Source organism: Fischerella sp. (assembly GCF_013388695.1).
Classification (GTDB): Bacteria; Cyanobacteriota; Cyanobacteriia; order Cyanobacteriales; family Nostocaceae; genus PCC9605.
Window position 1 is genome coordinate 1 of record NZ_JACAEU010000182.1, and the last position, 12,163, is coordinate 12,163.

Annotated in this window: 14 protein-coding genes; 8 read left to right on the forward strand and 6 right to left on the reverse strand. The window is 39.9% G+C overall.

The window, feature by feature from the left end:
- The 6 genes from HXY43_RS24685 to HXY43_RS24710 all read left to right on the forward strand — a co-directional run.
- Positions 1 to 261 (forward strand): hypothetical protein (locus HXY43_RS24685; protein ID WP_290889212.1); only part of this gene is annotated, 261 nt, incomplete at its 5' end.
- Between the two features lie 35 nt (positions 262 to 296).
- Entirely contained in the window at positions 297 to 971 is a 675-nt protein-coding gene (locus HXY43_RS24690) for a response regulator transcription factor (protein ID WP_290889215.1), read from the forward strand.
- A gap of 125 nt (positions 972 to 1,096) precedes the next feature.
- Positions 1,097 to 2,065 (forward strand): arsenosugar biosynthesis arsenite methyltransferase ArsM, encoded by a 969-nt coding sequence (gene arsM, locus HXY43_RS24695; protein WP_290889218.1) that lies wholly within the window; start codon positions 1,097 to 1,099, stop codon positions 2,063 to 2,065.
- A 261-nt stretch (positions 2,066 to 2,326) separates the two neighbouring features.
- Positions 2,327 to 3,325: an arsenosugar biosynthesis radical SAM (seleno)protein ArsS gene (arsS, locus tag HXY43_RS24700; RefSeq protein WP_290889221.1), complete on the forward strand. Its 999-nt coding sequence runs from the start codon at positions 2,327 to 2,329 to the stop codon at positions 3,323 to 3,325.
- Positions 3,326 to 3,940: 615 nt separating this feature from the next.
- On the forward strand, positions 3,941 to 5,215 hold the full coding sequence (locus HXY43_RS24705; RefSeq protein ID WP_290889223.1) for an MFS transporter: 1,275 nt from the start codon (positions 3,941 to 3,943) through the stop codon (positions 5,213 to 5,215).
- 78 nt (positions 5,216 to 5,293) lie between these two features.
- Positions 5,294 to 5,872: a Uma2 family endonuclease gene (locus tag HXY43_RS24710; RefSeq protein WP_290889226.1), complete on the forward strand. Its 579-nt coding sequence runs from the start codon at positions 5,294 to 5,296 to the stop codon at positions 5,870 to 5,872.
- Positions 5,873 to 5,963: 91 nt separating this feature from the next.
- On the opposite strand, the gene HXY43_RS24715 is transcribed toward HXY43_RS24710, so the two are convergent.
- From HXY43_RS24715 to HXY43_RS24730, 4 genes are all read right to left on the reverse strand, one after another.
- Positions 5,964 to 6,359 (reverse strand): hypothetical protein, encoded by a 396-nt coding sequence (locus HXY43_RS24715; RefSeq protein ID WP_290889229.1) that lies wholly within the window; start codon positions 6,357 to 6,359, stop codon positions 5,964 to 5,966.
- Positions 6,360 to 6,442: 83 nt separating this feature from the next.
- Positions 6,443 to 7,048, reverse strand: a complete 606-nt coding sequence (locus HXY43_RS24720; protein WP_290889232.1) for a VWA domain-containing protein — start codon at positions 7,046 to 7,048, stop codon at positions 6,443 to 6,445.
- A gap of 81 nt (positions 7,049 to 7,129) precedes the next feature.
- Positions 7,130 to 7,735 (reverse strand): VWA domain-containing protein, encoded by a 606-nt coding sequence (locus tag HXY43_RS24725; RefSeq protein WP_290889235.1) that lies wholly within the window; start codon positions 7,733 to 7,735, stop codon positions 7,130 to 7,132.
- 221 nt (positions 7,736 to 7,956) lie between these two features.
- Positions 7,957 to 8,157, reverse strand: a complete 201-nt coding sequence (locus HXY43_RS24730; protein WP_026731524.1) for a hypothetical protein — start codon at positions 8,155 to 8,157, stop codon at positions 7,957 to 7,959.
- A 154-nt stretch (positions 8,158 to 8,311) separates the two neighbouring features.
- Here HXY43_RS24730 and HXY43_RS24735 point away from each other — a divergent pair, with 154 nt between their 5' ends.
- The gene (locus tag HXY43_RS24735; RefSeq protein ID WP_026731525.1) at positions 8,312 to 8,527 is read left to right on the forward strand and encodes a helix-turn-helix transcriptional regulator; all 216 of its coding nucleotides are present in this window, start codon (positions 8,312 to 8,314) and stop codon (positions 8,525 to 8,527) included.
- 333 nt (positions 8,528 to 8,860) lie between these two features.
- On the opposite strand, the gene HXY43_RS24740 is transcribed toward HXY43_RS24735, so the two are convergent.
- Positions 8,861 to 9,736: a phosphodiester glycosidase family protein gene (locus HXY43_RS24740; RefSeq protein ID WP_290889239.1), complete on the reverse strand. Its 876-nt coding sequence runs from the start codon at positions 9,734 to 9,736 to the stop codon at positions 8,861 to 8,863.
- Between HXY43_RS24740 and HXY43_RS24745 the strand changes: the two genes are divergently transcribed.
- Complete coding sequence (locus HXY43_RS24745; RefSeq protein WP_290889242.1) at positions 9,737 to 10,570, forward strand: pentapeptide repeat-containing protein; 834 nt, start codon at positions 9,737 to 9,739, stop codon at positions 10,568 to 10,570.
- 13 nt (positions 10,571 to 10,583) lie between these two features.
- On the opposite strand, the gene HXY43_RS24750 is transcribed toward HXY43_RS24745, so the two are convergent.
- Positions 10,584 to 11,972, reverse strand: coding sequence for a hypothetical protein (locus tag HXY43_RS24750; protein ID WP_290889244.1), 1,389 nt, complete (start codon positions 11,970 to 11,972; stop codon positions 10,584 to 10,586).
- Positions 11,973 to 12,163 lie beyond the last annotated feature (191 nt).

The following is a 12,163-nucleotide window of genomic DNA, read 5'->3' on the forward strand; positions in this document are numbered from 1 at the left end:
ATTTCAAGTGAATCAGGTACAGTTAGCAAATCCCTCACCCTCTTTCCCTCTCCCAATATTGGGAGAGGGATGTCCGTCAAAAGTGAGGGTGTACTTCATTTTCATGCAAAGTGCTGTATCTTGATTCAGCAACGCCGATTTTTGAAAAAAACTCAGTACACTTCCTGTTCTCTCTTCCCTGCCTTCACGAATAAGTTCACCAAATCAAATCAGATTGCTATACTTGGTGTCTTAGTGCCTTGGTGGTTAAGAAAATCTTAAAGTACAAATTTAAAAAGTCCAATTATTAAGCATCCATGACAGCCCACATTTTACTTGTTGAAGATGAAGTCAAATTGGCTCGATTTGTAGAATTGGAACTGAGTTATGAAGGTTACAAAGTAACAGTAGCGCATGATGGATTAAGTGGATTAACAGCGGCACGAGAGTCTCATCCAGATTTAGTGATTGTAGACTGGATGCTACCTGGTTTATCTGGATTGGAAATTTGCCGTCGCCTGCGAAGTACAGGCGATCAAGTGCCCATCATCTTATTAACAGCAAAAGATGAAGTGAGCGATCGCGTCGCAGGTTTAGATGCTGGTGCGGATGATTATGTAGTCAAACCCTTTAGTGTCGAGGAATTGTTAGCAAGGGTTCGCGCCCACCTGCGTAGAACTCAAGAAGCAGACGCAGATATCTTGCAATTTGCAGACCTCAAGTTAAATCGTTCGACGCGGGAAGTGCATCGGGGCGATCGCGCGATCGAACTAACAGCCAAAGAATTTGATTTACTAGAATATTTGCTGGTTCATCCCCGACAGGTAATTACGCGCGATCGCATTTTAGAAGAAGTCTGGGGTTACGACTTTATGGGAGATTCTAACATTATCGAAGTTTACATCCGCTATCTACGCCTGAAATTAGAAGCAAACAACGAAAAGCGCCTCATTCAAACCGTGCGTGGTGTCGGTTATGTATTGCGCGAGTGATAATAGCGACACTCTCAGCAAAAACTTATCAAACAGACAGCAAAAACTCATCAAACAGAATGTGATATGTACTAGGATGCACAAAGTTGACTCTAGACGCCAATACATATCATCTCAGGAGTGTAATGACCTACCTCGAAACCGCAGCACAATTCTACAGTGAAGTTGCTCAAACCCCACAAGTTGGACTTTGTTGCGTCCAAAGTACACCCATGCAACTGCCAGGATTAAAAATTCCCCAACAAATGCAGGAAATGAACTATGGTTGCGGTACTACCGTTCATCCTGCGGAACTAGCAAACCAACCCACAGTATTGTATGTCGGCGTTGGCGGTGGCTTAGAAGCTTTGCAATTTGCCTATTTTTCCCGTCGTCCCGGTGCTGTCATTGCTGTCGATCCGGTTGACCAAATGCGCCAAGCTGCTACACGCAACCTGGAAATTGCCGCCAAAGAAAATCCTTGGTTTGACACCAACTTTGTAGAAATTCGTGCAGGCGATGCTTTTAACTTACCCGTTACTGATGCATCTGTTGATGTCGTAGCGCAGAATTGTCTTTTTAATATCTTTGAACCAGAAGATTTAACCTGCGCTTTAAAAGAAGCACATCGCGTGTTAAAACCAGGCGGACGCTTGCAAATGAGCGATCCCATTGCTACTCGTCCTATTCCATCACATTTACAACAAGATGAGCGCTTACGCGCCATGTGTTTATCCGGCGCACTCACCTACGAGCAGTATATTCAACGTATCATCAATGCTGGTTTTGGCCAAATAGAAATTCGTGCCCGTCGTCCTTATCGTCTTTTAGATTGCCAAACTTACAATCTAGAAGAACCCTTGCTTTTAGAAAGTCTGGATTCTGTCTCTTTCAAAGTTACCATTCCTGCCGATGGTGCTTGTGTTTTTACTGGTAAGACAGCAATTTATGCAGGTGTAGAATCCTTTTTTGACGATGGCTTAGGTCATATTTTGCAACGTGGAATTCCAGCCGCAGTTTGTGATAAAACGGCTGCTAAACTAGCAGCAAATCTAGGAGAAAATGTTATAATTACAAACTCTACTTGGTACTATACTGGTGGCGGTTGCTGTTAGTATGAATCACTGAATATGTTTCCATAAAATGACTAGCATTGGATGCGATCGCTAAGATTTTGTTTATAAAGTATCTCTCTAGTAGGGTGTTTTACACTGCGTTAACGCACCACCATTTATGGTGTTTACTGACATCTTGCAGCAACGTCTACTATCTGCCAGAGAATTAATTCCCTGGTAGTAGAGACTCGAAATTTCGCGTCTCTACACAACCCGGAACTTCAGTTTTGCTCAGACTTCTTTTGCAGGGGATATCAAACAATGCAAACAACATCAATAAACCCAGCAGTAACAGCTTTCCAAAAAAAACTCTCTTCACCTTTAACGAAAAAGCAAGTTACTATTTTACAAATTAACTTAGGTAAGCGCTGTAATCTTGCCTGTACTCATTGTCATGTAGAAGCAGGGCCAAAACGCACAGAAGAACTTTCTCCAGAAATTTGTCAACAGTTAATCGAAATAATTCACAAATTTCCCCAACTTCAAATTGTTGATTTGACTGGTGGTGCACCAGAAATGAACTATGGATTTAAATCACTGGTAGAAGCAGCAAACTCAGCAGGTAAACAGGTGATTGTTCGGTCTAATTTGACTATTTATTTTGAAGATGGGTTTGAGGATTTACCGGAATATTTTGCTAAATATAAAGTGAGAGTAGTTGCTTCTATGCCCTGCTATTTAGCAGATAATGTTGATAAAATGCGCGGTGCTGGTGTTTATGATGATTCAATCAAAGCACTGCAAAGGCTGAATCAGGTTGGTTACGGGAAAGAACCAGATTTAATTTTGGATTTGGTGTATAATCCTCAATTACCATCTGGTGAAAAATTTTCTTTGACTCCCGAACAAACAAAGCTGGAACAAGATTATAAAGTGTTCTTGGAAGAACATTTTGATATAGTCTTTAACAACCTTTTTACTATTACCAATCTACCAGTAGGCAGAACTAAACTGCATTTAGAACGTAAGAAACTATACGCACCTTATTTGCAGTTTTTAGAGTCGCATTTCAATCCTACGACGGTAGAACATTTGATGTGCCGTGATGAACTGTCAATTGATTATCTCGGTAATGTATATGATTGCGACTTTAATCAGATGATGAATTTACCTGCGAAAACTCGTGATGGTGAAAACCTAACAATTGCCAAATTGCTAGCCACTGGCAGTTTAGATTTGATTGATCGAGTACAAACTGCTGCCTATTGCTATGGTTGTACTGCTGGGTGTGGTTCCAGTTGTGGTGGCGCTTTGGTGTGAGAGAATGCGGAAGGCAACGCTTTATGCAAGGAAAAAGGTAAAAATGGAAAAGGAAAAGGAAATTTCTATCTCTTTAACTCTTTCTGTTTCCTGATTGTCCATTCCTAATTTATTTGCGTTACAAAAATTGTTACGAGTGTGTTTATACTGGCCAATAATCGTTATGATTAGATCTAGTTAAGCTCCTCACACCACACCAAAAGCTGCAAAACATTTGTTTTGCAGCTTTTTTTATTAACCTGTTGTACAGTGACTTATTATTTGGGTTATTTCCCACTTTTAGTGGCGGGAGTCAAGGCAGTCGCGATGAAAAAAATTCACCACCATACATGAACAAACCTCACCCCTTGCCCCTCTCCTTGCTAAGGAGAGGGGTGTCCGATAGGACGGGGTGAGGTTATTTTCAAGATAGAAAGCAGAAGGAAGGACTCCCGAATTCCCATTACTCATTACCAGCCTACGCGACAGTATAGGTATTCAAGCGGATACTATATAAGACAACCTCATCCTATCATTACTCCTTTATCCATCAGGGGAGAGGGGTTGGAGTGGGGCTTTTTCATTATTGTCAAATCAGTAAATTCCGATGTAAGTACTGGCTGCTGACTAACAAACATGAAAACCCAAAGGCAAAAACAAGTGCTACCACCAGCTTTAAGATCGAGAAACTACCGTCTATTTTTTGCGGGACAAGGCATATCCCTGATTGGGACGTGGATGACGCAAACTGCCACTATTTGGTTAGTTTATAGCTTAACTCAATCGCCGTTAATGCTGGGGGTTGTGGGATTTAGCAGTCAAATTCCTAGCTTTATTCTTGCTCCCTTTGGTGGGGTGTTTGTGGATCGCTTTTCTCGCCATCGTACCTTAATTGGTACGCAAATATTGTCAATGATTCAGTCATTAGCACTAGCAATATTGGCGCTAACTGGTGTTATTCAAATTTGGCAGATCATTATCTTGAGCTTATTTCAAGGATTTATTAATGCTGTTGATGCACCAGCGCGGCAAGCATTTGTGCCAGATTTGGTAGAACGTCGAGAAGATTTAGCAAATGCGATCGCCATTAATTCCACAATGTTTAATGGGGCGCGTTTAATCGGCCCGGCGATTGGTGGTTTGTTAGTTGCCAGCGTTGGTGCAGCTTATTGTTTTTTAATTGATGGTCTTAGTTACATTGCCGTAATTCTCGCTTTATTAGCGATGAAAATTCAGCCTAGAAAAATTTTAGTCAGTATGGCTAATCCCTTACAACAAATAAAAGAGGGATTTTTGTATGCCTTTGGTTTTCCCCCAATTCGGGCGCTTTTGTTGCTATCAGCCTTAGTTAGCTTTTTTGGCATGCAATATGCTGTTTTAGTTCCAGTTTTTGCAGAAAAAATTCTCCAAGGTAACGCACAAACACTGGGATTTTTGATGGCAGCCACTGGTGTTGGAGCGTTATCAGGCGGAATTTATCTGGCGTCACGTAAAACTATTTTGGGGCTTGGTAGATTGATTGCTATAGCCCCAGCAATCTTAGGCATGGGGTTAATTGCTTTTTCATTATCACGTTTTCTACCACTTTCGTTATTTACGATGTTATTTATTGGTTTGGGAACTATCTTACAAGTTGCTGCTGGTAATACAGTTTTACAAACAATTGTTGAGGATGAAAAACGCGGGCGAGTGATGAGCTTATTTACAATGGCATTCTTAGGAACAATACCTTTTGGTAATTTATTGGGAGGAGCATTAGCCAATCGTATCGGTGCTCCCACGACATTATTTATTGATGGTATTGTTTGTATTTTAGGCTCTATATATTTTTCTAAGCAATTGCCTGCTCTACGGCGATTAGTATATCCTATTTATCAAGAAAGAGGTATTTTCACAGATCGGGTACATTAAACCTACATAACAAAAAATTTTTATAGCGATAACATCGTTGGAATTTTTATTAAACCACAAAGACACTAAGGCACCAAGATGGTTACAAGTTCACGCGAATACTATATTTCTCCGGAAGAATATTTAGAAGGTGAGAAAGTTAGTCAAATTAAACATGAATATATTAATGGACAAGTCTACGCAATGGCAGGGGCAAGTGATGCTCATGTCACCATTAGCATGAATTTATCGATGCTACTACGAAATCATCTCCGAGGTAGTAGTTGTCGAGTTTATATGGCGGATATGAAAGCACAAATTGAAATTATTAACCGCTATTACTACCCTGATGTAATGGTGACTTGTGATGCACGAGATAGAGAATTTGAATATTTTAAGTGCTATTCTCGTTTGATAGTAGAGGTGCTTTCTGATGCAACAGAAGCATTTGACCGAGGTAAGAAGTTTGCTGACTACCGAAACTTGGAGTCACTACAGGAATACGTATTAATTTCACAAAACACCATGAGTGTGGAGTGCTTCCGCCGCAATGAAAAAGGACGCTGGGAGCTTTATCCTTATGGTAAAGGAGAAGAAGTGCATCTAGCGAGTGTTGATTTTTTGTGTCCCATAGCTGCGATATATGAAGATGTGGTGTTGGCAGATGATGTTTTATAATCCAGTAATTCTGGTTTTTGTTATTTGTTGATTGTTGTTTGTTGTTGGTTCCAAACAACTACTAACTACTAACTACTAACTACTAACTTATCTACTCGTTAGTTTGCAAATAATCTATTGCTGCCTCTAATTTTGATGAGTATCTTTCAGCAAATCTTTCAAACCATAATCCCTCTGCTGAAAAAGGATCTAATTTGGCTAGCCAATCTTTCGCGCTTTCTTTCAAAGTCTCCTGTTTTTTGGCTTTAATTTGTTCTTGTCGAATACGTTCTTGTTCTAGTTCTTGCTGTTGTCTTAACTTTTCAGCTTGATCCCATTCCTCAAAATCAGCCTTGACTTCTGCCAACAAATTATCTATTGAAGAAGCTGATTTTCGAGGCGGTTGAATATATGGTGTTGCTGCGGTTGGCTTTGGCTGTTGCTGTTCGCTTTTTTCTTCCTCGTATTCAGTTTTTAGTTCAGCTAACAGCTTATCAATAGAATCCATGATTTTCAATACCCCAAACTTACTGCACATTCAATGTGTCTGTTCAATGCAGTCAATATCTTAGTGATATCTGAAGTTGATAATTAATCATTAATGGCATTCAGCAGTACTTCAGATAAACTCATGTCTTCCATATCTTCCATTGTCACAGTGTCACAAATATCGAACTTTGCACCAGCACTTTGCAGTTCATCATCTAATACTTTCAAAAAGCGGGTAGCATGTGCATCTGTGCCAACTTGAATGAAAGAAATGGCTAGTTCTTCATCTCGTTCCATGCGCCGAGAAGCTTCAATAATTACCTTCATTACAGCTTTGCGGTCATCTGGTTCGCCATCAGTAACTACTAAAATTGTTTCACCATTTGGCTTAGTTTGACCAGCGGCTTTACGTTCAAAATAATTATCAGTTGCGTGTTTTAATACTGCTGCTAAATCAGTTGTGCCAGCGGGGTCGTTCTCTTGGAAAATTTGGGAAACTTTACTTGATGTCACATTTTCATAGCGCTTGAATCGACCAGAAAATACATAAACAGTAATGCCATCTGGATCAAATTGTTCACATTTACTTGCTAATGCAAAAGTAGATTCTTGCGCTGTTACCCATCTGTTTCTACCACCTTTTTGATCGGGTGTAGCCATGCTACCGCTTTTGTCAATAATTAGAGTATAGTCTCGATTTTCTAGCATTTTTAAATTCTCCAGTTAGTGGTTAGTGGTTAATTATTACAACTAACAAACAACAAACAACAAACAACAAACAACAAATTATTAATCAGTTACTGCATTCATCAAAACGTCTGCGAGGCTCATATCTTCCATGTCATCGAGGGTGACGGTGTCGCAAATATCAAACTTTGCGCCGACACTCTCCATTTGATCGTCTAAAGCTTTCAGAAATTTAGTTGCTTGAGGATCGGAACCTACTTGAATTATAGAAATTCCCAATTCTTCATCACGTTCCATTTGGCGAGTTGCATGAATAATTACCTCAAATACCGCTTTGCGATCGTCTGGTTCGCCGTCGGTGATCACTAAAATTGTTTCTCCATTCGGTTTGGTTTTACCAGCTTTTTTACGCTGAAAATAATTATTGGTGGCGTCTTGAAGTACACCAGCTAAATTTGTTGTGCCTGCTGGATCATTTTCCATAAATATCTGCGCTACTTTGGCTGAGGTAACATCGTCGTAGCGTTTAAATCTCCCAGAAAATACGTAAACAGTAATGCCATCTGGGTCAAATTGCTCACATTTTCTTGCTAAAGCGAGGGTAGATTCCTGAGCTATATCCCATCTACTTTTACCACCCATCTGATCGGGAGTTGACATACTACCGCTTTTATCAATGATTAAGGTATAGTCGCGATCGCTCACCATAAATTTTCCCTCTAAATTGTTAACCCGTGGTTCTAGTCTAGTCTAGGGTTCTGTGGTGTTGATCACACTTTTAAGCTTTTTTACGACTTTTTGCTACTCATTGACATCCGTAGCTTGGCATATAATACTCGCTACACTTGCCAAGCTATAGGCTTTTTGGAGAAGTCGGGAAGGGGTGAAAGGGATGAAATTGTCCTTACCCTTTTCCCCTTTTCAATTTTCTATGTAATTTTTCCTAGTGTTTGAGCGATTGCTTCAGCATCTTTCCCAAAAAAAGTTTCCCTGTCGCCGTTACTCCAAACGATCCGGCAGGTAAATTGCCAAGCCATATTAAGATGAACTTTGCGAAAGCGAACTTGGCGAGCGTAAGCTAAATTTAATAATCCTTTTGTGGGTGTTTTGCAAAGAATGGGTTGTGTCATACAATTTGAATGTCCTGAAATGAAAAATGGTTTTGGGATAGAGAGGCGCTTGAGATTGGAAGTCGGAAGCGCCTTCTCTATTTCTATTAAACCAAGTTATATTGTAAAAGTCAATATAAATTGTAGCAAAAGTTTGTAGTAGGATTTTGTGTAAATGAATTCAGGTAAAAATTTTACGGCATTAAGAGAGTCGCTAGGACTTACGCAAAAGCAAATAGCGGATGCAGTAGGTCTTACAGACCAAACTGTTTCCAATTGGGAAAGGGGAGTTAATGTACCACGCTTGACGCTAAGACAGACAGTGAAACTTTGCGAGATCACAAAGTCTAGCGTTGAAGAATTGGCTAATTTGTTTGAACCAGAAACATAAAATAGTTTCAGATAGTCGATTTCAATCTGCATTTTTGCCGATTGCTTTCTCAAAATGCCTGGATGCTTTCTTATTTTGGTGTTTTGAGTAAGCAAAAAGGCATATTGCTTTCTCAAAATGCGCGATCGCTTTCTCATTTCAGTAATTCATACCAAGTTGTGTTCATAAATAAGAAGAAAATATTGGGTTTGGAGCATCCTAAATTTATTTATGAAACAAGTAAAAATACTTTTTGATCGCGCTACGCGTCTCTCAAAAATTCATCCATTTCAAATCCCCTTAATTTATTTATGGGAATTTTCTTTTTACTTTTTACTTTTATCTTTTTACTTTTTAAAACGGTTCTGCGTAAAAACCCAAGTGATTGGCAACTGGACGCTCACGCATAGGAATTTTGGTATGTATGGGAGCGTTTAACACTTTTGCTCCATTATTTGTTGCCATCACTACTGTAGTGGAACCGCCACCATCTAAGTTGAGTGCTGTATCAACACCCAAATCCATAACAATGTTGGCTAATTCAGGAATCTTGACTCCTTCGCTATAGATGGGTTGCTTACCATCAACAGCAATGAGCCAAAGTTTTTTACCTTCTTTATCAATACCTACAGCCATACGCGGATATGGTTTATCTCTGGGATTGCGGAAAATCTGGGCTTTTGGTTTGCCATGTTCAACGAAAATCTCACTACCTGTAACACCTTGGGTTGTACCTTCAGGACACTTGCCACTTTCTAAGATTTGGGCGCGGTTTTGTAAAAAGCACAATACTCGCCATCCCTGCTTGGTTTTTGCATAGCGATCGCCATTAGAAATTGCCTCGCCGATGGGATAGGAGCGATCGCCACTGTGAGGATAATAATTCCAAGGAGTTTTTTCATCGAAGGCATTAAAATAACTAGCATTAACCGCCAATTGCAGCTTGAATTCACGCAGAAATTCTGAGGTGGTGCGGGCACTAGTTCTATCACGTTTTGATGCCATTGGGGGAGTCACCAGCACTTTTACTCCTGGTGCTGTCAAGTCTACACTGACAACATGGATCATGATTGGACGTGGTGTAGAACGGGCATAACGTTGATAGGTAATGCCACGAAACAATATTTGCTCTTTATTAGTCTGGGGTGGGCGTAGGAAGTGTAGTGTACCGTAAAGTGCTAGTGGCAATAGTAGTAAAGCCGTACCAGTAGCTAGTAAATATCGTTGCATATGATGAATCCAGGCACTCTCAACTTTGCTAACCAGAATTTGCAAAATCGTTCTTTTCGGGGACGTAATCTCATTGGTGCTGATTTTAGCAATTCGGATATACGCGGTTGTGATTTTAGCAACGCCTTGCTGCGGGGAGCTAATTTTCAGGGAGTCAAGGCTGGTCAAACTCTCATACACCTGATCATTGTAGTGGCGATCGCAATATTCGTGGCGATCGCAGCAGTCCATGCAATTAGCGAAATGTTGTTTGGCATTCTCGGTTTAACTCCGTCAGAACCAGCTTGGGTTTATAACGTTGCTTTTTTCTCTTGCTTGGGAATCGCAGCAGTAGCTTCAGCTGTTAGAGGTTTGACTGGCACTAAATTTATCATCCAACGCATCGCCACAGCAGTTTCGGGAGCAGTTTCAGGAGGATTACTAGCTTTGTTTTATCGCGGTATCACCACGATGGGAACTAATCCAGAAATTCGAGTTAAAGCTTTGGCTATATCGTTATTAGGAATGGCATTTCTCGGCTTTTATTTTCCCAGAGGATTAGTAGCAGTTGCCATTGGCAGCGCAGGTTTAGTAGCGGTATATGGATTTACATTTTTAGTGGCAACAACAACATTCGCATACTTAAGCACCTACAATCTAGTTTGGGGATTGGTGTGGAGTTGCTTGTTGGTAGGAGCGATCGCCATGACTATAATTTCCCTGATTCAACTTGCTAGAGATATTACAGGCTTCTTCGCCACATCTTTTCGCGGTGCTGACTTAACCGATGCTAATTTTGAGGGTGCAAAACTTGGTAGCACAGATTTTTCTAGGGCAATAGGTTATCAGGGTTAGGGGAATTAATCGCCTACTTCCGTTTTGTCCACAGCCAAGCCAACCATCCAAAAAACAAGGTAGCCAAAACACTCCAAAATAATGATGTAACTATGGGATGGAGTGGGTTATTTAAAGATATAGGCGCGAAGGGTTTATCGATGTGTTGTGTGACAACGCCTGATACGATCGCACCTCCACCCAAACCTACACCGATGATTTGGATGGTTTGTTCCAAAGAGCGATCGCGTTTGGCTTGTTCGATTTCAACTATGCCGCGAATTGAGGAGATGGCTTGATCTAACAATGCCGAACCGTGGTGAAAATAACCCAAATCGGCATTGATTTGTTTTTGGAATAACGGAGAACTTTTTCGATAGAAAGTTTCGAGAAAACTTAAATCTTCTTGGGGGATTTTACCATGAATTTGTTGCAATCTGTCATTATAATTTTCAGCATTGATAGTAATTGTTTTTTGATAATCTTCTAAATTTCGCAGCCCGCGAGTATATTCGACTGATATTTGGGGAAGTTCTTTTAATTTTTCAGTTAATTTATTTAAATCCTCTTGAGTTAAAGAACTACTAATATTGTTTATCTGGAGATGATCAATCTCTTGATAAGCTGAAGCTAGTTGTTGATAAATTGCTCTACTATCTTGAAAAGCTTTGACAACTTTAGTCCTAAAGAAAAATAAATCTAATAACTCTTGATAGGTGAGATTCAATTTTTCATCAGTCTGTTCATCGGCAAATAGCCAGATCAAAACGTGCTGATAGTTGCCTGGCTGTCTAAACAATCCATATTCAAAAATTGGACTACCAAATAACTCGCCTTGACGATTGAAGGGTGGACGTTGGCTAGGATTGGGAAAGACAGCTTGCAAACATCCTTGGGCTATTTCATAGAGATGTTTTTTATCTTTAGGACTTGTTAGCCAAGCGGTAATTAACAAAGTTTGTCCCAGAAAGAGTTGATTTTTTGGTAAGGTGAAGATATTATTTGGATTTAACTTACTCAAAAAACTAACATCTACATCTTCAGTTGGTGTATCAGCTGCTTCTTCTTCTGGGCGACGTAGATTTAGCCACAAACCGTAGCTATCATAAATTCGTAAAGGATAAGCAAAACCCTTAACAATTAAGTCTTGCTGAGTATCTAAAAAAATCTTGCCATCAAAACCTAGCGAATAATCGCCGTCTATTACTTCCGATTCTTTGAGCAAATCAACACGCGGGTGATCGGGTTCTTTATGAATATCTATATGCTGACTCAAATCTAAGTCTTTGTGCAGAATTGTACGGACAATTTCATCTGCACCTTGCCAAAGTTTGCAGCCATCATCCTTGTTATTTACCTCAATATTTGAGCCTTTATAAAGCTGAAAAGCGAATAAGTGAATATTCGGCGCATATATTTTCATATTTTATTTCATGGCAGTATCTTAGATTTTGTGTAGTAGGGTGGCAAGTCTAATTTGATGCAATCTAATTTTGGCGTTGCTGAATCAAGATATGAATTTACAATTCACGGGTATGTAGAGACGTAGCATTGCTACGTCTCTACAATGATTTGGCATCGAGCTACAAAAATGTATGCAAACATAATTCATGA

Coding starts and splice junctions, on each gene's coding strand:
- HXY43_RS24690 (WP_290889215.1), top strand. CDS start 297: ATGACAGCCCACATTTTACTTGTTGAAGATGAAGTCAAATTGGCTCGA.
- arsM (WP_290889218.1), top strand. CDS start 1,097: ATGACCTACCTCGAAACCGCAGCACAATTCTACAGTGAAGTTGCTCAA.
- arsS (WP_290889221.1), top strand. CDS start 2,327: ATGCAAACAACATCAATAAACCCAGCAGTAACAGCTTTCCAAAAAAAA.
- HXY43_RS24705 (WP_290889223.1), top strand. CDS start 3,941: ATGAAAACCCAAAGGCAAAAACAAGTGCTACCACCAGCTTTAAGATCG.
- HXY43_RS24710 (WP_290889226.1), top strand. CDS start 5,294: ATGGTTACAAGTTCACGCGAATACTATATTTCTCCGGAAGAATATTTA.
- HXY43_RS24715 (WP_290889229.1), bottom strand. CDS start 6,359: ATGGATTCTATTGATAAGCTGTTAGCTGAACTAAAAACTGAATACGAG.
- HXY43_RS24720 (WP_290889232.1), bottom strand. CDS start 7,048: ATGCTAGAAAATCGAGACTATACTCTAATTATTGACAAAAGCGGTAGC.
- HXY43_RS24725 (WP_290889235.1), bottom strand. CDS start 7,735: ATGGTGAGCGATCGCGACTATACCTTAATCATTGATAAAAGCGGTAGT.
- HXY43_RS24730 (WP_026731524.1), bottom strand. CDS start 8,157: ATGACACAACCCATTCTTTGCAAAACACCCACAAAAGGATTATTAAAT.
- HXY43_RS24735 (WP_026731525.1), top strand. CDS start 8,312: ATGAATTCAGGTAAAAATTTTACGGCATTAAGAGAGTCGCTAGGACTT.
- HXY43_RS24740 (WP_290889239.1), bottom strand. CDS start 9,736: ATGCAACGATATTTACTAGCTACTGGTACGGCTTTACTACTATTGCCA.
- HXY43_RS24745 (WP_290889242.1), top strand. CDS start 9,737: ATGATGAATCCAGGCACTCTCAACTTTGCTAACCAGAATTTGCAAAAT.
- HXY43_RS24750 (WP_290889244.1), bottom strand. CDS start 11,972: ATGAAAATATATGCGCCGAATATTCACTTATTCGCTTTTCAGCTTTAT.